Annotated in this window: 17 protein-coding genes; 5 read left to right on the plus strand and 12 right to left on the minus strand. The window is 52.2% G+C overall.

Annotated elements, in window-relative coordinates:
• Nucleotides 1-189 precede the first annotated feature (189 nt).
• Together NST99_RS31955 and NST99_RS31960 are read left to right on the plus strand one after the other, a co-directional pair.
• Nucleotides 190-2835: a heparinase II/III domain-containing protein gene (locus NST99_RS31955; RefSeq protein WP_341097062.1), complete on the plus strand. Its 2646-nt coding sequence runs from the start codon at nucleotides 190-192 to the stop codon at nucleotides 2833-2835.
• Between the two features lie 82 nt (nucleotides 2836-2917).
• On the plus strand, nucleotides 2918-3238 hold the full coding sequence (locus NST99_RS31960; RefSeq protein ID WP_341097064.1) for a cupin domain-containing protein: 321 nt from the start codon (nucleotides 2918-2920) through the stop codon (nucleotides 3236-3238).
• A 79-nt stretch (nucleotides 3239-3317) separates the two neighbouring features.
• On the opposite strand, the gene hxlB is transcribed toward NST99_RS31960, so the two are convergent.
• Both hxlB and hxlA read right to left on the minus strand, forming a co-directional pair.
• Nucleotides 3318-3875 (minus strand): 6-phospho-3-hexuloisomerase, encoded by a 558-nt coding sequence (hxlB, locus tag NST99_RS31965; protein ID WP_341097066.1) that lies wholly within the window; start codon nucleotides 3873-3875, stop codon nucleotides 3318-3320.
• Nucleotides 3876-3882: 7 nt separating this feature from the next.
• Complete coding sequence (hxlA, locus tag NST99_RS31970) at nucleotides 3883-4515, minus strand: 3-hexulose-6-phosphate synthase (RefSeq protein WP_341097067.1); 633 nt, start codon at nucleotides 4513-4515, stop codon at nucleotides 3883-3885.
• 280 nt (nucleotides 4516-4795) lie between these two features.
• Between hxlA and NST99_RS31975 the strand changes: the two genes are divergently transcribed.
• A complete protein-coding gene (locus NST99_RS31975; RefSeq protein WP_341097068.1) occupies nucleotides 4796-6181 on the plus strand; it encodes an MATE family efflux transporter in 1386 nt (461 codons plus the stop codon).
• 130 nt (nucleotides 6182-6311) lie between these two features.
• On the plus strand, nucleotides 6312-6917 hold the full coding sequence (locus tag NST99_RS31980) for a class I SAM-dependent methyltransferase (RefSeq protein ID WP_341097069.1): 606 nt from the start codon (nucleotides 6312-6314) through the stop codon (nucleotides 6915-6917).
• Here the strand turns inward: NST99_RS31980 and NST99_RS31985 are convergent.
• The 9 genes from NST99_RS31985 to NST99_RS32025 form a co-directional block, all read right to left on the minus strand.
• A complete protein-coding gene (locus NST99_RS31985; protein WP_341097070.1) occupies nucleotides 6907-7791 on the minus strand; it encodes a carbohydrate ABC transporter permease in 885 nt (294 codons plus the stop codon). The two genes, NST99_RS31980 and NST99_RS31985, sit on opposite strands and share 11 nt — an antisense overlap.
• Nucleotides 7792-7822: 31 nt before the next feature.
• On the minus strand, nucleotides 7823-8704 hold the full coding sequence (locus NST99_RS31990) for a carbohydrate ABC transporter permease (protein WP_341097072.1): 882 nt from the start codon (nucleotides 8702-8704) through the stop codon (nucleotides 7823-7825).
• 92 nt (nucleotides 8705-8796) lie between these two features.
• Complete coding sequence (locus NST99_RS31995; protein WP_341097074.1) at nucleotides 8797-10152, minus strand: extracellular solute-binding protein; 1356 nt, start codon at nucleotides 10150-10152, stop codon at nucleotides 8797-8799.
• 114 nt (nucleotides 10153-10266) lie between these two features.
• A complete protein-coding gene (locus tag NST99_RS32000; RefSeq protein ID WP_341097076.1) occupies nucleotides 10267-11067 on the minus strand; it encodes a response regulator transcription factor in 801 nt (266 codons plus the stop codon).
• Nucleotides 11027-12757 (minus strand): sensor histidine kinase, encoded by a 1731-nt coding sequence (locus tag NST99_RS32005; RefSeq protein WP_445745058.1) that lies wholly within the window; start codon nucleotides 12755-12757, stop codon nucleotides 11027-11029. The genes NST99_RS32000 and NST99_RS32005 overlap by 41 nt, the downstream gene beginning before the upstream one ends.
• Before the next feature lie 253 nt (nucleotides 12758-13010).
• Nucleotides 13011-13241 (minus strand): cold-shock protein, encoded by a 231-nt coding sequence (locus NST99_RS32010; protein WP_038597805.1) that lies wholly within the window; start codon nucleotides 13239-13241, stop codon nucleotides 13011-13013.
• A gap of 121 nt (nucleotides 13242-13362) precedes the next feature.
• The gene (locus NST99_RS32015; RefSeq protein ID WP_036722718.1) at nucleotides 13363-13563 is read right to left on the minus strand and encodes a cold-shock protein; all 201 of its coding nucleotides are present in this window, start codon (nucleotides 13561-13563) and stop codon (nucleotides 13363-13365) included.
• 263 nt (nucleotides 13564-13826) lie between these two features.
• Nucleotides 13827-14105 (minus strand): hypothetical protein, encoded by a 279-nt coding sequence (locus NST99_RS32020; protein ID WP_341097078.1) that lies wholly within the window; start codon nucleotides 14103-14105, stop codon nucleotides 13827-13829.
• A 75-nt stretch (nucleotides 14106-14180) separates the two neighbouring features.
• Nucleotides 14181-14894 carry an HAD family hydrolase gene (locus NST99_RS32025; RefSeq protein WP_341097080.1) on the minus strand — a complete coding sequence of 238 codons (714 nt, stop codon included), beginning with the start codon at nucleotides 14892-14894 and terminating at the stop codon, nucleotides 14181-14183.
• A gap of 428 nt (nucleotides 14895-15322) precedes the next feature.
• Here NST99_RS32025 and NST99_RS32030 point away from each other — a divergent pair, with 428 nt between their 5' ends.
• Complete coding sequence (locus NST99_RS32030; RefSeq protein ID WP_341097081.1) at nucleotides 15323-16360, plus strand: copper amine oxidase N-terminal domain-containing protein; 1038 nt, start codon at nucleotides 15323-15325, stop codon at nucleotides 16358-16360.
• Nucleotides 16361-16453: 93 nt separating this feature from the next.
• On the opposite strand, the gene NST99_RS32035 is transcribed toward NST99_RS32030, so the two are convergent.
• The gene (locus NST99_RS32035) at nucleotides 16454-18028 is read right to left on the minus strand and encodes a sensor domain-containing diguanylate cyclase (protein WP_341097082.1); all 1575 of its coding nucleotides are present in this window, start codon (nucleotides 18026-18028) and stop codon (nucleotides 16454-16456) included.
• Between the last annotated feature and the right edge of the window lie 446 nt (nucleotides 18029-18474).

Here is an 18474-nt window from a genome sequence, read left to right on the forward strand (position 1 = left end):
ATTTCACTTTTTCATTTAGAATAAGCTCCGAGATCAAGACCTCACTTTGCGGGGCAGTTTTCAGTCGCTTTGTCCCCTCTGCTTCCTGTTTTTATCCATCCCTGATTTCATCCCGGGACAGCTATACTTAAAGAAGAAAGTAAATAACAGAACAGGATTACAACTTCACAGGGAGGTTTGATTCTACCAATGAATTCAGCATATAAAGACGCAGCCGAAGCCCGCCCCTTCGGCTGCTATGACCGGGAACAACTGGGGGAAATCCGCAGCAGAATTGAACAGATCCCCGCAATTGCGCAGGAATACGCAAGACAGCAGCAGCTGTCCGGACAATTTGCCGCCCGCGAGGCAGCCGTTCCGCTTAGCGGCCTCGGTATATTCCGGGTGGAACCCTTCGTCTTCAAAGTTCCCGCCGGGGCCGCCTTCCTGAAGCTGGCTGTACAGGTACGGGGACAGGGCGTTGCCCGTATCTGCGGCGTGCGCCTGACACATTCCCAGCTTGGGCTGCCGGTGGCACTGATAAACGGCAGCTTCGGGGAGGCACTGAACGGCTGGACCCAAATGCCCGGAAGCGGCAGTACCATTGTGCTGGAGCAACTGTCCGGCAGCGGAAGCGGCCTGCAGCCTTCCGGCGTAACTCCGGCTGGCAGTGCGCCGGAGGACCATGTGCGGAGTGTACGAATCAGCAATACAGCGGAGGCAGAGTGGACGGTTCTACGTTATGAGGAGCTCCTGCTTGTATGCGCAGGCGATTATTACGGTATCCAGACAGAGCTCAGCCTAGAAGCCCCTCTTGTGAACGGCGGAATATGCACCGGGGTTACTTTTCTGGATACCGCAGGACACCCTCTTGGACTTGAGCGGCTGTCCCCGCTCTTCAACCGGCCCACGCTGACCAACTGGGCGTATCTGCTGGAGGCTGCCGGTGCGGATGCCAACTTGTATATGGTCTCGGGTGAAGAGCGGTATGCCGGGCTGGCTAAGCGCAAGCTGCAATACATGCTTGCCGATATGCGGCTCGGCATGGATATTTTCCGCCGGGACGGCTGGCATGACGACGACACCTACGGCGCTGTGCATATCGGCCGGGGACTGGCCGCCGCCTCGGTCATCTATGACCAGATTGCAGGCAGCGGAGTACTCGCTGCCGGGGAAACGGCGGCACTGCTCGCCGATTTCCGCTATATCGCGGCTATGATGATGGACACCGCCTACTACCGGTTCGACCTTACGACCTTCCCGGACGAGAAAGGCGGCAAGCGCAGCAACTGGAATGCCGACCGTGCAACCGGGCTCGGGGTCTATGCGCTCCTCTTCCCGCAGGAAGCCGAAAGCGGAGCATACCTGGAGCATGCCCGCTCCGTGATCGACTGGCAGCTCGCGGAAGTGGTTGATGCGGAGGGCGCATGGCCGGAGAATGTGCGCTATCACGGCGCCGTACTGCACCGTTATTTCCTTTTCTTTGCCCTGCTGAAGCGCCTAAAGGGAATTGATTATTTCCGGCATCCCAAGGTAAAGGCGATGTACCGCTTCCTGATAGGCATCGTGACAGCGGAGGACATTATTCAAGGCGGCCCTTCCGGTGCGCCCGTTCTGCTTACTCCGGCAGTCGGCGATGCCAATGTGCAGGAACAATGGTTCCGCCTGCTCGGCTACGCGGCCCGATTCTATGCAGAGGAAGATCCGCAGCTGGCAGCGGAAATGGTCTGGACCTGGAAGCACGGCGGCGCGCCTGTCCAGGATACCGGAGCCTTCCCGCTGCCGCTGGCCGCACTGCTGTATCCGCAGCCGGATCTTCCAGAGCAGACACCTGCTCTCCGCTCCGTACATTATCCAGGCATCGGTTATGTCATCTTCCGCGGCGGAGAGCAGAACCTGCAGCATTACGCCATTTACGAGGCTTCACCGCTGACCTATCACGCCCATCATGATGAAGGCCACTTCTCCATCTGGGCAGACGGGGTTCCTCTGACGCTGGATGCCGGAACCGGCGGCTATTACAACGGGGACCGGCACTGGTATGTGTCGGGAGCCGCGCATAACGTCGTCCAGTTCGCCGGTGAAACGGGAAATCTTCTGGACGGTCCGCTGCAAAGCGTCTGCCGGGAGGTCCGCTTCTCGGAGGAGCTGGATTATGCAAAAAGCCTCATTCCCGATGCGCGGGCCGGAGAACATGAGCGGCATTTCTTGTTCATCAAAGCGGGTTTTGACGCTTATCTGGTCTGGGACCGGATTGAGGGCGGGGCAAACAGTGTCTGGAATCTGCATACGCTGAGTACGGAGGCCGAAGTCACGGAGCAGGCCATTGACGCTGTAGGCTTAGGCGGCATGCGGCTGAGCGCGCATATCGCCGAGCCTGCCCTCCCGGTCATTACGACCGGAGAGGGTGCCGTAGGCGGAGCGTACCCGCTCGCCGCACAGCAGCATTTCCGTGTGCACGGCAACGCTGGTGAGGACTACGTGGTGCTGCTGCATCCCCGGGCAGCAGCGGCTCCCGCACTCCGGCTGGAGCCGTTGGAGTGCGAAGAAGCCGGGGAAGGCGTCCGCTTGTATAAGATCGCCCGCGCAGACGGCGTTTGGTGTGTCGCTGCCATCAACGGCTCCACAATGACCCGCCGCATCCGCGTTCCCGGCGGCGTTCCGCTCAGGCTGCTCGGCCCAGCAGAAACAGCTTTGGCTGGAGGGGCAGAGGCTGAATACACAGCGGCCCAAGCTGCGGAAGCCCGGAATTCGCAGGCTGGGCTGACAGTTCTCGAGGACTCGGAAGCGGACATTCTTAGCCTTGAGCCTGGGACAATTCAGATTGCCGTTCCAAAAGGATTTGAACGAGTCTGACCCCTATCTATTCATCTTCACGTTCAGACTTGTCAGGCGGCAACTGTATTGCAGATTCAACTAACCTAAGGAGGAAATAAACATGAGCAATCTTGGAGTATGGGAACCGGCGGAGCCGGGCGTCAAACGCTGCATCCTGAATGCGGCAGCCAGTCTGATGATGATGGAGGTTCATTTCGAGAAGGGAGCCGAGGGCTATGAGCACAGCCATCCGCATGAGCAGATGAGCTACTGTCTGCGTGGAAGCTTTGTGTTCCGCATTGATGGCAAGGAATATGCTATAGGAGCAGGCCAGAGCATTGCTATTCCTTCCAATGCCAAGCATGGCGTGACTGCACTGGAGGCAGATTCAGCGCTGCTCGATGTCTTCACTCCTATCCGTGAGGATCTGCTTAAGCGCTAGGCTGCATCCATAGGATCAGCAGCAAAATACACCTAAACAAACCACGCCTGTCCGGGCAGCCGGACAGGCGTGGTTTGTTTTATTCCAAGTTGGCATGCTTGCCGAACATCTGTGTAGTGGTCTGGCCGGTCTGCTCCATCATCCGCAAAATCACCGCATCATAGAAGACGAGCAGGGTCTGTTCAAACAAGGAGGCCATAGGCTGGATGGTGGCGCGCTCTCCGCCGTTCTGTTCTTTCGGAGAGCCTGGCAGCTTCACTGTATAATCAGCCAGTCTGCCGATCGTCGACTCCGGCGCAATGGTCACAGCGGCAACCTCCGCGCCAACCGCCTTGGCTTTCTCCGCCATCGCGAGCAGACTCTTCGTTTCACCCGATCCAGAACCAAGCACCAGAACATCCCCCGCTTCGATTCCCGGCGTCACAGTCTCGCCGACTACATAAGCTTCTTTGCCGGTATGCATCAGCCGCATAGCAAAGGCCCGGCCCATCAGCCCCGACCGGCCCGCCCCGGCGACGAACACCTTGCCGGAGCGCAGCAGCAGCGCTGCAAATTCCTCAGCTTCTGCTACATCAAGCTGCGCTGCCGAGCGCTGCAGCTCCTTCACTATTTCCTGTGCGTAGCTAACGGTATCCATACGAACCTTAGGCCTGGCTCACAAGGCGTTTCATTTCTGCCGCCGCTGCCTTCGGGTCACTTTCACCGGTGATGCCGCCGCCAACGATGACGAGGTCAGGTCCAGCTGCAATGACTTCCGGCAGTGTGCTCAGCTTAATCCCCCCGGCAATCGCAGTTTTGGCCCGCTTCACTACGCTTTTGATCGCATGGAGATCGGCGAAGGAATTTTTGCCTTCGGCCTGATGATCATAACCGGAGTGTACACACACATAATCCACACCCAGTGCGTCCACTTCAGCAGCTCTTGCCTTAATATCCTTGACGTTGATCAGGTCAACCAGAATCTCTTTATTCGTCTTCTTGGCTTCCTCAACAGCACCTTTAATCGTCGAATCATCGGAAACGCCCAGCACGGTAACGATATCCGCACCCGCCTCCACGGCCTTCATCACTTCATAACCGCCTGCATCCATAATTTTCAGATCAGCCAGTACGGTCAGCGCCGGGAAAGCTTCTTTAATGGCCTTCACCGCGTGCAATCCTTCATTAATAACAATCGGTGTGCCGATTTCCACAACATCAATAAATTCAGCCACCTCCGAGACAATTTCCTTGGCTCCGGCGATATCCACAAGATCTAGTGCTAATTGCAGCTTCATATGATAAATCTCCTCTTTAGTGTATTTTTGTAAGTGTTGCACTAAGTGTAAGTTCATGCAGTCCAAAAGGGAAGTAGGCACTTTATTGTGATGTAGTCACCTGGAGGATACTATTGTGCTGCGCAGAGGCTTAAATGATGCCAATCTTGAAAGAAATCCATCCAATTTTTCATTATTTCCGTAAAAATACTGCATTTTCATAAAAGCTGTGCTAACATACATTTTGTTTGGGACTAAAGCATTTACATTAGTACGGGCAATAATAATAAGAAGGTGTATTATGGAGCAAGTAAAACATCAAGAGTTCAACTTGATTAAGCTAACCTGGCCGATCTTCCTGGAGCTGTTCCTGTTCATGCTTATGGGCAGCGTCGATACGTTTATGATCAGTTCGGTATCGGACGATGCCGTATCGGGTGTGGGTGCAGCGAATCAGATTATAGCTATAGCCATTCTAGTACTCAGTGTAATCGGAAACGGCGCAGCTATCGTCGTCTCCCAATATCTCGGTTCGAAGAAACCGCAGGAAGCGGCTAATGTAACCGGAAATGCCATTACGCTCAACCTGGCCGTAGGCCTCATTCTAAGCGCGGTTCTGCTGCTGTTCGGCGGAAGCCTGCTGGCTGCGCTGAATGTGCAGGGCGATATCCTCGTCTATGCCAGAATGTATATGAACATTGTCGGAGGCGGTATTTTTCTGCAGGCGCTGCTTAACGCCCTGGCGACTACGATCCGCACGCACGGCTTCACGAAGCAGACGATGATGGTCTCCCTGCTCATGAATATCATTCATGTGGCCGGCAACTACATTCTGATCTTCGGGCATTTCGGCTTGCCTGCAATGGGAGTACAGGGTGCGGCCATTTCCACAGTGCTGAGCCGGCTGATCACGCTGGTACTGTTCTTCCTGCTGCTATACCGGATCATGGAGGTAAGGGTCAAATGGACCTACTACATCCACCTCTCCAAAAAATATGTGCTGCAGATTCTCAAAATCGGCATTCCGTCTGCTTTTGAATCCATTACCTATCAATCCTGCCAGCTGGTATTTACGCTGTATATTACGTATTTGGGCGCTGAAGCGATGGCCACGCGCCAATACGCGCTGAATATCTCGAGTTATATTTTCTTGTTCAGCGTCGCAGTATCCATGGGCACCTCGATCATTGTTGGACATTTGGTCGGTGCAAAACGTCCCGAGGAAGCCTATACGCGGGTATTCTCCAGTGTGAAGTGGGCTCTGCTTGTCACTGTAATTATGGATGTCATTGTTATCGCCTTCCGTGTACCGCTGTTCGGACTGTTCACCGACAATGAGAGCATCGTCCGGATGGGCGCCCAGGTCATCCTGCTCAGCTTCTTCCTGGAGACGGGACGCACCTGCAACCTGGTGATCATCAACTCTCTGCGGGCCTCGGGCGATGCCAAGTTCCCTGTTTATATGGGGCTGATCTCCATGGTCTGCATGAGTCTGCCGCTTGGCTATTTTCTGGTGTTCACGCTTGACCTCGGCCTGGCCGGGGTATGGCTGGCCACCGCTTTTGACGAATGGGTAAGAGCAGTGATTATGTATTTCCGCTGGAAGAGCAGAGCCTGGGAGAAACACGGGCTGATCCAGCATGATGCAGAGACACCGGTTAGCCCCTCCCCTGCTGCAGCACATTAAGCATTCCGCAAGATGAAACGGCTTATATTTTAAAGAAGGCGGTTCGCCAAGGTCTTTTCGACCTGACGAGCCGCCTTTTTTCATTTATAATGAACTCCATAAAAATACATAACAGGAGACGAGGCCGCATATGACCACACATTCACCGAAAGAAAGTGAAATTGAACATTTCAATGCACTGGCCGCCGGATGGAACAACAGCGAGGAAGCCGTTGCACTGGCCCAGAAGGTTCTCCAAGCTCTGGGCATAAAAGCAGGGCAGAGCCTGCTGGACGTAGCTTCCGGCACCGGTGTCATACCCGCTGCGCTGCATAAGCTTGGCATCCGCCCAAGCCGCTATCTGGCCCTCGACATCTCAAGCGCGATGCTCGAAGCGCTGCGGGAAGGCTATCCTGAAGCAGAAACGCAGTGTGTTGACTTCGAAGATCCCTTCACTTGCGAATCCGGCTTTGATAACGTGCTGATCTATAACAGCATTCCCCATTTTGTAAATCTGGAAATGCTGTTCGCCAACGCGGAGCGGAGCCTGAATCCCGGCGGCACATTTATGATTGCCCATTCCAGGACCAGGCAGGGACTTAAAGAGCATCATGCGCGGATTGGCTACAGCAGCATGCGTGAACCGATTCCTCCGGATCAAGAACTGATAGAACTGGCTGTCCAGCATGGTTTTGACGGGATTACGATTGAGGATGAAGAATTATACTGCTTCTCCTGCTCACGCGTCAGCCTTTAACAGAACCGGCGGCAATGCCCTCGACAATCCGTTCACTCATAATCAGGAACACCAGCAGAATCGGCAGAATGCTGATCATCAGCGTGGCACCGATCGCCCCCCAGTCTGTAGTATACTGGCCGATAAAATTCTGGACCCCGACGGTTAGCGTCTTGTATTTGTCGGAGCTGATGAATGTGTTCACGAAGATAAACTCGTTCCAGTTGTAGATCATATTGATAATGGCTGTTGTCGCCAGCACGGACGAAGTCATCGGCAGCACAATCTTGAAGAACATTCTGTTCACCGAGCAGCCGTCAATAATTGCCGCCTCCTCCACTTCCTTCGGCAGCGCATAGTAGAAGCCAAGCAGAATCATAATCGTTGTGGGCAGGTTGAACGCCACATACGACAGAATGATCGACAGCGGATTATCCGTTAAATGCAGCTTCAGAAACATACTGAACAGCGGAATCAATGTGGAATGGACAGGGATCATCAGCCCGACCATAAACAGGCCCAGCACCAGTGATCTGCCCTTCCAGAGCATGCGGGTCACGGCAAAGGTGACGAAGCTGGCCAGCAGCACCGTAAGCACCAGTGCAACCGCCGTAATCCAGACACTGTTCAGAAAATACTGTCCTATATTTCCGTTGACCCATACATTTTCATAATTGCTCCAGTGCGGATGCGCCGGAATGGCGAATGGAGCCATGTTGAATACTTCCTGATTGTTCTTCAGCGAGAAGATGAGCAGCCAGACTAGCGGCAGCACCTGGATCACAGCAACGGCGATTAGGGCGAGGTACATGACACCATAACCGGTTCTGTGCAAGAGCGGCACCCCGCTGCGCTGCCGAATCGGCGGGTAGCCCGCAGCGGCTTGAGTTCTCATGATAGGCTCCTCCTTTCAAGGCGGGCAATATTTAAGAATACTGGATCGTATCTTTCGAAGCAGTCGCCTTACGGATCAGATAAGTGGCCACCAGACAGATGAGCAGCAGGAAGAACCCGACCGCGCTGCCATATCCGAAGTCAAAGCTGCGGAAGGCCTTGTGATACATATAAGATGCCATAACTTCACTCGCCCCGTTCGGCCCCCCGTCAGTCATGACATAAATGAGATCAAAATATTTCAGCGACCCCACCACCGACAGTACCACCGTCACCTTAATCACCTCACTGATCAGCGGCAGCTTGATCCGGGTAGCGATCTGCCAAGGATTGGCCCCGTCTATCCGCGCGGCTTCCATCAGCGATTCGGGAATGTTCTTTAAGGCAGCATAATAAATCAGAATATAAAAACCGGCATATTGCCAAATAATCGGGATAAACAAAGCAATCAGCACGATGGAGGGCTCAGCCAGCCAGGACGGCGGATTGTCGACCCCGAGAGAAGTCAGCAGGCTGTTCAGCACACCATTGGTGGGGTGATAGATCTTCATCCACAACTGCGCGATGGCTACGGAAGACAGCAGCATGGGGATCAGGTAAATCTTGCGCAGCAGATTTGCGCCCTTGATTTTGCCGGATAAGACCAGTGCAATCCCTAGATAACCGATGAGGCTGATGCCCGAGAACATAGCGAGCAGCAGGGAATGCAGAGCGCTTTGCCAGAAGGCGTTGTCCCGCACCAGCTCCTTATAATTGTCCAGTCCGATGAATACCATCTTGCCGATGCCGTCCCACTGGTTCAGTCCATAATAACCGGTCAGGACAATCGGAATATAAATAATGCCCATGATGAGCAGCAGGGAAGGCAGCACATACAGTGCGATCACCAGCTTGTTGGACATCACTTTCGCCATGGTGCAATCCCTCCTTTCCTTCCTGAAATACTCGTATTAAAGGGGGCGGAAGTCCCCCAGCCAACCTGAGGCTTCCGCTTCACACTCTATTCTTAATTGCCTTTCTCTACAGCTTCTTTATGTTTGGCGGCGAATTGTTCGGGGGTTACCGCCTTGCCGAACAGCGCCTGAATCATATCCAGGTGGACTTGTGCAGCGCCCGGTTTCATTTGCACATCGGCAAACAGCGTGATGCTGCTGGCATTGTTCAGCTCATTCAGCAGGTCTACATACAGCTGAGGCAAATTGCTGTTCGCTGTATCGACCTTGGTAGCCGGGATTACGCCGGCAGTGGTTACGGACTCTTCACCCCACTTGGAGACAAAGTACTCCACAAACGCTTTAGCCTCTTCCTTCACCTTGGAGGACTCGGCTACGAACAGGCCGACACCGGGACCGCCCACCCAGCTGTTGATGTTGCCCTTGCCGCCATCAACGGTCGGGAATTTGAAAAAGCCTACCTTGTCCTTGAATTCCTGCGGAATATCCGGGTTCGTCGTAAAGTTCGGAAGCTCCCAGGTGCCCATCAGGTACATGGCCGCTTTTTCATTCATGAATTCGGACTTGCCTTCATCGTTGGACAAGCCGTTGAAGCCCTTGTTGAAGGCATTCATGTCAACCAGAGTCTGCACTTCGGCCGCCGCCTGAATGAGGCCCGGATCATCGAAGGAGCCTGTACCGTTCGTAGCTTTCTTCAGCGTGTCACTGCCGGCAATCCGGTCGGCCAGATACATATACCACAGCGAGCCGGTCCAGCGGTCTTTGTTGCCGAGGGCAATCGGGGCCACTCCATTATCGGACAGCGTTTTCACAACTTGCTTGAATTCCTCATAGGTGGCCGGTACTTGCAGGTTATGTTTGGCGAAGATGTCTTTGTTGTAGTAAATCGGTGAAATGTTCAGCTCAATCGGCAGCGCGTAGGTTTTACCGTCCACTGCATAAGCTTCCGTAGTCCCTGCGACGAATTTATCCTTCAGCTGTGCCCCGCCAAGGATATCATCCAGCGGAGCGAACAAACCGCCTTTTACATAAGGCTCCATGAAGCCTGCCGCCCATGTAATTCCGACATCGGGAAGCTCATTGGAAGCGGACAGCACCTTGAGCTTATTCTTATACTGCTCGTTCTCCAGCACCTCCTGCTTGATAGTAACGTTCGGATGTTCCTTCTGGTATTCGTCTATAATCTGTCCGACCAGTTTATTCTGCTGGGCTGAGCTGCCTGCTGGCCATAAATGCATCATGTTAATCGTGACTTTCTGCGCAGGAGCATCGGTAGCCGCTTCTGTGTCCCCCGCTCCCGCCTCGCTGCCACCCGCGGCGTTATTATTCTTCGTCCCTCCGCAGCCCGAGAGAATCAGCGCCAGCGTAAAAGTCAAAAGCAGGCCTTTAGTCAACTTGTTCCTTGGCATTGCTATAACCTCCATTTTTTCAGTTGTGTGCGGATTCTGTAACCGCTCTCAGACAAATTTTAACATTGCAACCGGAGGTTTATAAGATCACGCTCATTGGTAAAACTTCCACTTTTATTGGATTTCCGTCTGCTTGTCCCCCATCTGCTGGCGGTAGCGGCTTGGGCTCATCCCTTCAAGTGATTTGAATACCTTGATAAAATATTTGTCCGTGCGGTAGCCTACACGCTCGCCGATCTCGCCGATGGACATTCGCGTCTGCAGCAGCATTTCCTTGGCCCGCTGAACCCTCAGCCGTGACACATATTCGCTGAAGGGAACCCCCGTCTGTTCCTTGAACAGCACACTGAAGTAACTCGCGTTCAGGTGGATCAGCCCGGCCACCTCAGCCATACTCAGCTGCTCTTGCAGATGCTGCTCCACGTACACAAGCGCTTCTTTCACCGGCTCTCCCATGCCGCTACGCTCCGGATCCATCTCCAGCAGCTTGTGGTCAACCAGCTTCTCCAGCTTCTCACGCCGCCGCTCCTCTTCCCCGCGCTTCAGGGCAGCTTCAACCACCTGCAGCAGTTCACCCTTGTCCAGCGGCTTGAGCAGATAATTGACTGCCCCCAGCTGCAGTGCCTGCTGCACATATTCAAATTCAGCATAGCCGGAAATGACGATCACCACCGGCTTACGCGCCTGCCCCTCCAGCGAGCGGATCAGATCCAGCCCGCTGACCTCCGGCATCCGGACATCGGTTATCAGCAGATGGACCCGCTCGCGCAGCAGCCGTTCACGGGCTTCAATCCCATTATCTGCGGTTTCCACGGTATATCTCCCTGCTGCCCATACTTCCAGCGTCTGCTTAATACCCTGCCGGGTCCGCGGCTCATCGTCCACGACCAGAATCATTTTGTTGCCCAGGCTCATAGGTATATCCCCCATTGTTCGGTATTTCAAAGCTAATGGCCGTCCCTTGGGACGGTTTGCTGTCAATCATCATTCCTTGAAGATCCGCATTTTCCCGGCCATAGTAGAGCTTAAGCCGCCGCTGAACATTTACAAGGCCCACACCGTTTCCCTTGGAAGAGATAGAAGGTCCTCCCTCTAGCGAATTGTAGAGCGCCTGCAAAGTGTCTGCATCCATTCCGGGACCATTATCGCTTACGGTTATTGTTGTCCAGCCCTGCCGGAGTGACGGCTGGACAACAACGCTGACCAACCCGCTGCCGACACGGCTCTCGACTCCGTGCAGAATCGCATTTTCTGCAATCGGCTGGATCAGCAGCTTCGGCACCGGAACAGCCGCCGCCTGCGGAGCCAGCTCGACATTCCAGGTCAGACGTTCGCCCATCCGCATCTCCATAATCTGCAAATACCGCCGGACCTGCTCCACCTCTTCTCCAAGTGTTACCCATTCATCCATGTTCGGATTGCCGATGATATAACGGAACAGCCGCGACATCACTACGACCAGTCCGGCCAGCTCCTCTTCCCCTTTCTCCTCCAGCGACCAATTGAACGCCTCCAAGGTGTTGAACAGAAAATGGGGATTGATTTGCGCCTGCAGTGCTTTGAGCTCCGTGCGGCTTTGCAGCACTTCTTTTTCATAAACTACCCGGATTAAGTCGTTCATATTGGTGATCATACCATTGTATGTGTTGTTCAGCTCCCGAAGCTCCATCGTAGATACAGACTGCAAATTGGGGGTCAGCACCCCGAGCCGCGATTTGCGCATCGCCCGGATCAGATGCATGATCGGCCGCGTAATCATGGTAGACAGCACAAACGACATAATCAAAAACAGCACCGTTCCGAGCGCCCCGGAAACCAGCAGCACCGTCCGCAGCACAGAGATCCCCTTCGTCACATAACTGACAGGCGTAAGCACCAGCAGTGTCCAGTTGGTCTTGTCCGAGCGCAGCTTGACCTGCACATATTCTTTGTCCTGGAAGCTGACGGTCTGGTCCTTGCTGTGGAGCAGCGGCAGCAGATTAGCCACCGGTGCTTCGCTGCTGCCAAGCAGCTGGCCGTCATCACTGACAAGCAGTATCGACTCGCCGCTGTCGCTGCCGGAAAGCGGATCATTCAGCTGAAAGTAGCTCCGCTGAATCCGCGCCATGAGATAGCCGCCCCGTGAGAACCAGCGGTCCATCAGGCTGACCTGGCGGATCGCCAGCAGACTCTGGTCATCATTCGGATCGACACCGATCCAGACCAGTCTGCCCTTTTGCACATTGGCTTCGCTAATATAGCTGCCGTTAATCCTTGTGCTCAAGCTGCCGTCTTTAATCGGGAACAACAGCCGGTAATCAGCCGTATACAGCTCAAGGGAGCCTACGCTGGGCATGTAAGCCTGATAGCTGGATACAATCTTCAGCAGAGATTGCCGCTGGTTAAAAGACACTTTCTGCCCGTTCAGCTCTTCCAGCAGCAGCTGCTGGACCGTCGGATGATTGGCCACCTGCTCTGTGAGACTGTCTATCTGGCCGATCAGTGCGTCCAGTCTTCCGTTGGCCTGAACCGCAGTCTGCTGGATATGCCGCTCGGAATTATTTTTCAGCAGCGAAGAGACCCGGTCATACACAAATGCTCCCGAAACAACAATAATGATCAGCATCACAAGCAGAAATCCGATAAAGATTTGATTGCGTAGCGTATTAAGCTCTTTGAATCTTCCGTACACTTCGGCCCCTCCTTCACTGACAGCGCTTCCAGCTCTATTCTCCAGAAGTGCTGCCGCTTGGTCAAGACCTATTATCATTGGGGGCACTCCAGGACAACAAAAAACCCCTAAGCAAGTCCCTGATTCAAGGGAGCTTAAGGGTATCGACGTTAGAAGAAAACCGGTCAAAGCAACCGGGAAGAGAAAACTACGTAATTGTAATTCCCTTCTTTATTTCCTTCATCTCATGATTCGTGTTGACAAGCATAGGCAGGATCTTCATGCTTCGGGTCATTGGTGAATTGCATTGCCAGCAGGTAGGCACATATTGAAAGGCGAAATTATCGCGCATCCAACCGGTGCAGCCTTCTTTGGTGCAGGACCAAATGGCTGTGTCTTCCTGGGGAAGATCCTCCAGCGCTTTTTTACGAAAATACATAAGTACCCCTCCTTAGTTCGTATCCATACGATTCATTACCTTTTCAGGAACGTTAGGACAGGTATGCGTAATAAAAAAGGCTGCCCTCAACTTGTGTTAAGGACAGCCTTGATTTAAGAAATTACAGTTTTACAACGTTTTCGGCTTGTGGTCCACGAGCGCCTTGAGTTACGTTGAACTCTACGCGTTGGCCTTCATCCAAAGATTTGAAACCTTCACCAGTGATTGCGGAGAAGTGTACGAATACGTCGCTTCCACCTTCAACCTCGATAAAACCGAAACCTTTGTCTGCGTTAAACCATTTCACTGTACCTGTTTGCATAATATTACCTCCAATATTTTATTTAACACATGTCCTTTTATTCCTACGTATTGTACGAACAAATAAAAATTCACACATTGGAAAAGGATTCATACGCACAAATGATAACCTTTTACAATATGTGAATTAAGGGTTAAATTTATGATTGACTTCATTGTAGCACATTAATTTACCGAAAGCAAAGAAAACGGCAAACTTTTTTTGGAGCAGCTGCCCATGATTCAACCGGAGTGAACCATGAGCCGCTCCCAGCCGCAAGGTTTCTAATCAATATACCCTGCAAGCCCTTTGTCCATCAGATAGTCCATTTCTGCATCGAGAATATTCTCGACTGTCAGTTCGTCCAGCTTCACATCACGCTGGGCAGTAACATAATCAACCAGATCATCGTTGTCTATATCAACTTCGCCTTTGCTGTTGGCTTTGGCATTGTTGATAAAGTTCTGCTCATGCTGCAGCACCAGCTTGATCAGCTTCGGATCAACCTTCGTCTGGGCGGACAGCACATCCAACAATTCCTGCTCATTTACTTTATCGCTCATAATCGTTAGTCAGCTCCTCAGGCATTTATGCTCCATTATTGTAGCACAAGTCAATCTGCCGGCGCTTCGTTTCGGCTACAGGCTCCAACCGGGGATTTTGCGCAAATCTCCATCCCAGATCTGCACGGTGCTCTTCACCGGAACATCCCGGGGAGACGATGCCGTCTGAATATAACAGGAGTCAATCCCTACTGCTGCAGCCCCGGCGATATCCGTACGCGGATCATTGCCAATCATAATCGCCGAGCTTAAGTCCGCACCATAGGTGTCCGTCAAATAGCGGTAAAACAACGGGTCCGGCTTACTCACCCCCGCCTCCGAGGAGATAGCCACCCCGTCAAACAAATGCAGGATGCCAAGCATAGTCAGTTCAGCCTCGACGAAGGTTTTCTGTCCGTTGGACAGCAGGAACACTTTTTTGCCGCCGGCTCTTAAGCTCTGGAGAATTTCTGCCACTCCGTCGTACAGGGAGATATGGATCATAGATAACGTCCGTACCCACCTTACCGTTTCATGCAGCCAATCCTCGTTCGGACTTCCGCCCAAATCCCGTGCCACCACCCGGAAGACTTCCTCCATAACGAAATCGGGAAACTCACAGCTCTGTGCAGCAGCAGCAAGCTGGATGTCCCGCTCCGCCAGGAACCTATCCTGCAGCTCTGTTCCCGTGATGTTCATACCGTGGTAGCTAAAGTGGAGCGCCAGCCGTTCCCATACCTCGGGACGTTCTTCATCAGTTTCAATATCAATCAGCGTACCGTACAGATCAAAAATATAGGTTTGATACATAAAAATGCCCCCTTTATTTCGTTTGTGTCCGGCTTACCGCAGTTAGAATGCCGGATAGAATTCGTATTTTTAGTTTACTATAACTATATAAATCGAACCTATAATTCTTCTATTCTTCTATTTTGGGATTGGTCGTGGCTACAGAGAATATTTGGACTTCCGGCCGCTGTTAGGTTTGGATTTCCTGAATTTAACCGCGAATTGCGGTAGAAATCCAAACCTTGCCTATGCTTCCGAAGAGAGCTTTCCTGCGGAAAGCTTTCAGGCGGACGCTATCGCTCCTCCAGTTCCAAAATTCCCCTCCGCCACTTTTCCCAAAATGTAATTCTCAGATTTCAATTCTTAAAAATTGCAACAAAATCAAAATGATCACCGTTAAGAAAATGACGCACACCTGACATACTACTCAACTAAAGGAGACTACACACATGAACAAGTCACTGAAAACAAGCGTTGCCCTTTTAACATTGTCATTGGCCCTTACTGCAGGAGTCGTATCGGCCGGACCAGCCATAACCTCCATCAAAAACAACAAAACGCCACAGGCATCCGCCAGCACGGCGGCTAAGACTTTCACTATTGAAATCAACGGTTCGACCCTTTCTGATACCGGCTTCCAGCCTTCCAGTGCCAAAGAACCCTTGGTTCCCCTGCGCACCGTTGCTGCGGCGCTTGGGTTTACCGTCACATGGAATACAGAGACCAAAGCCGTTGATCTGAATAAAGGCAACATCTTTACAACCGTGAAGAATGGTGAAGACCGCTATGCCATCAATAAAATGTATACAACACTCGGAACAGCACCGCAGATGAAAGGGAACCAGCTGTATGTTCCAGCTTCCTTTGTAAGGCAGGTATTGCACCAAACCATCTCCGTGGAGGGAAAACAAATCGTGATTACTCCATCCGTAGAACATCAGAATGAGAGTGGCGTCATTACTGCCCTCCGCAATGACGGTAAGTTCCAGTCTGTACAAATCAAAGGTACGGGCACCGCAGGTATTGTGCTGAATGTGGGCAAGGATACCGTTATCCAAATGGCTGACGGCACAAAGCTTGCATTTACCGATCTTCAGCTCGGCATGACCGTGGAAGCAGAGCATGCCATATTCGCCACCATGAGTCTGCCGCCGCAAACCCCTGCTTACAAGATCACTGTACAGGACTCGAAAAAGCAAGGCACTACGCTGGCGACGCAAGGTACTGTGGAAAAAGTAATCAAAGCTGAAGACGGCTCACTCAGCATCCGGATTAAAGGCACTGCCCTTAGCGAGCAATCGCCAAGCGAGGTTGTGCTTCGTCTGGCTGAAGATACCGCGCTTGTTAATGAAAGCGGCGAGGCTATAGAGGCAAGCACACTGGTTCAAGGTGCCAAGGTTATCGGATTCTATAGCCCCTTAATGACCAAAAGCCTGCCGCCGATCGGCACAGCCCTGAAGGTCGTTGTAGAGACAGTCCATGAATAATTGGGCAAAGTGACACAAAGATAATTTATACAGAAGACCACGCTGACTGCCTTTGCAGAAAGCGTGGTCTTTTGAGATATTCCTTAAGAGACCTTATCCCTTAATTGCCTCTCTGATTACAGGCTTGCGGCCCAGCGTCACTCTATTCTTGCCGGCAGCCTTCGATAGATACAACGCCTCGTCAGCCTCACGGTATAAGTCCTCAAAGGCGATATCACTTTGCTCTGTAAACGCAATCCCGATGCTTACGGTGAGCTGGATACTGTGTCCGCCGTCCAGTTGAACAATATGCTCGCTCATTATGGAACGGAAGTTCTCAGCTTCCGCCAGCGCTGCCCTCTCACTGCCGGTAAAAAAGCATACGGCAAACTCCTCACCGCCCACTCTGCCGGCAATGCCGTTATCCTCGTACACCGCAAGTATTTTACCGGAGAGATCGACCAGAGCCTGATCACCCGCTATATGCCCGTATGTATCATTGATTAATTTGAAATCATCTATGTCGAACAGCAGCAGGGCCATCCCTGCCCCCTCACGAATCGTGTACTTCTGCACCAGGCGCATGAAATGCCTGCGGTTGTACAGCCCGGTCAGATCATCAACCGTTGCCTGATAGAGCAGCTCCCGCTCGTACCGTTTCTTCTCACTGAGATCGCTGACCACAATAAGCATGCCGGAAGGCCCCGTCTCTCTGCGCCCTGAAGCAATTAGCGACACCCCGTAACAGACATCCGTGGTGCCGGGGGCCTCGACTTCGAACTGCCCTTCAACCCGTTGTCTGTAGTAACTGGCGATGTCACCATAATGCTCCAGCAAATGATGGATGCTCCGGCCTTCCCAGTTGCTTGTCTGCTCTCCAATCAAAGCCGATAACATGGTCTCTGCGACTTTATTGACGTCGATAATGCTGTCATAACGGTCCGTCAGCACGATGCCGTCCTTCATATTCTCGAAGATCTTGTTCTTGGCCAGCGGATATAGGGAAAGCCGAGGATCGCGGAACAAGGACAGGTACGCCGCCAGAACCGGAGGCAGATATGTAAATGCTGTAAAGCCTGTAACCGAAATTTTGAGGAGCGGGAGGAAGAAAACAGAAATTACCGGAATTATAAGTCCGGCCAGCAAGAGCAGATTTCTTTTAAAAAAATACTTGGGTGCATTCAGCAGAGATAGGGCCAGCAGATAGACGGCATATATACCAAAGAGCTGGTCGTAGGCTATGAGGATCATACTCAGAACCGTCGGTTCAACCATTATTCCGCTTATCCCCGCTACAGTGGTTATGCCAACTTCACTGCGCATCAGATGATGAGCGGAGTCCGTGAAAATCAGCACAACATCCAGCACAACCGGAACGCAAAAGAAGGCAAGCCGCCGGTTTAGCCCTTCCGAAGAACGGGACACATACTCTTTAATCGCCGCGTAAGTAAATATCGTGCTCAAAAATAGCGGAGCCTGCTGAACATTTTTCCAAAACAGCTTGGCCTGAAAGGAAAGGGAGAGGATTTCTCCGGCCGTAGCCGCGAAGATTGCGCTGACAAGCAACATTAAAATCCATAAATAGCGTCTTCCAGGTGTGTTGCGGTGCTTATATGAACTGACGCCCATGTAGAGACTTAGAACACTGCCCATTAGTAAATAATACGGATAACCCTGCATCCATGGCATGTCATATTTCTCCTAATTTTGAGATAGCTTTGCCTTATTATATCCTACTATTTCGCACAAATGAATCACTCCTTGAAAAAATTACTTTCTTTTCGGGATTGTGGAAACTGAATGTCCAATAGGCAAATGTGCCGGTTATGCAGAGGGCAGGCCAATATACAGGAAGACCCTACGGGCAGCCCGTAGAGTCTTCAAAAGGTGAGAAGCGAATTTTTAATTATGCCAGTTTCCAATTGCTAGGGTGCTGTTCCAGAAAACAATCGACGCAATCTCGATTTGGTCTTCCCTTTCAGATAGTACATGGGTTAATCAACTACCTTTCGGAATACACATTCACATGCCGTTCCATCCGTTAATTGATACCTTCCACTTCCCACCTGCTTATTATTACCCGCTCCCAGCGGCGGCCAAACAATAAATGACAAAAAAAAGAGATCCCGGTCCGC

The sequence above is a fragment of the Paenibacillus sp. FSL L8-0470 genome (genome assembly GCF_038008625.1).
GTDB lineage: Bacteria > Bacillota > Bacilli > Paenibacillales > Paenibacillaceae > Paenibacillus_AQ.

Bases quoted from the DNA above. Each gene is read 5' to 3' on its own strand.
- hxlA (WP_341097067.1), bottom strand. From the start codon at position 4,515: ATGAAGCTGCAATTAGCACTAGATCTTGTGGATATCGCCGGAGCCAAG.
- NST99_RS32020 (WP_341097078.1), bottom strand. From the start codon at position 14,105: ATGAGCGATAAAGTAAATGAGCAGGAATTGTTGGATGTGCTGTCCGCC.
- NST99_RS32035 (WP_341097082.1), bottom strand. From the start codon at position 18,028: ATGCCATGGATGCAGGGTTATCCGTATTATTTACTAATGGGCAGTGTT.
- NST99_RS32010 (WP_038597805.1), bottom strand. From the start codon at position 13,241: ATGTATTTTCGTAAAAAAGCGCTGGAGGATCTTCCCCAGGAAGACACA.
- NST99_RS32025 (WP_341097080.1), bottom strand. From the start codon at position 14,894: ATGTATCAAACCTATATTTTTGATCTGTACGGTACGCTGATTGATATT.
- NST99_RS32005 (WP_445745058.1), bottom strand. From the start codon at position 12,757: ATGCTGATCATTATTGTTGTTTCGGGAGCATTTGTGTATGACCGGGTC.
- NST99_RS32000 (WP_341097076.1), bottom strand. From the start codon at position 11,067: ATGAGCCTGGGCAACAAAATGATTCTGGTCGTGGACGATGAGCCGCGG.
- NST99_RS31955 (WP_341097062.1), top strand. From the start codon at position 190: ATGAATTCAGCATATAAAGACGCAGCCGAAGCCCGCCCCTTCGGCTGC.
- NST99_RS31975 (WP_341097068.1), top strand. From the start codon at position 4,796: ATGGAGCAAGTAAAACATCAAGAGTTCAACTTGATTAAGCTAACCTGG.
- NST99_RS31980 (WP_341097069.1), top strand. From the start codon at position 6,312: ATGACCACACATTCACCGAAAGAAAGTGAAATTGAACATTTCAATGCA.
- NST99_RS32030 (WP_341097081.1), top strand. From the start codon at position 15,323: ATGAACAAGTCACTGAAAACAAGCGTTGCCCTTTTAACATTGTCATTG.
- NST99_RS31995 (WP_341097074.1), bottom strand. From the start codon at position 10,152: ATGCCAAGGAACAAGTTGACTAAAGGCCTGCTTTTGACTTTTACGCTG.
- NST99_RS31985 (WP_341097070.1), bottom strand. From the start codon at position 7,791: ATGAGAACTCAAGCCGCTGCGGGCTACCCGCCGATTCGGCAGCGCAGC.
- hxlB (WP_341097066.1), bottom strand. From the start codon at position 3,875: ATGGATACCGTTAGCTACGCACAGGAAATAGTGAAGGAGCTGCAGCGC.
- NST99_RS31960 (WP_341097064.1), top strand. From the start codon at position 2,918: ATGAGCAATCTTGGAGTATGGGAACCGGCGGAGCCGGGCGTCAAACGC.
- NST99_RS31990 (WP_341097072.1), bottom strand. From the start codon at position 8,704: ATGGCGAAAGTGATGTCCAACAAGCTGGTGATCGCACTGTATGTGCTG.
- NST99_RS32015 (WP_036722718.1), bottom strand. From the start codon at position 13,563: ATGCAAACAGGTACAGTGAAATGGTTTAACGCAGACAAAGGTTTCGGT.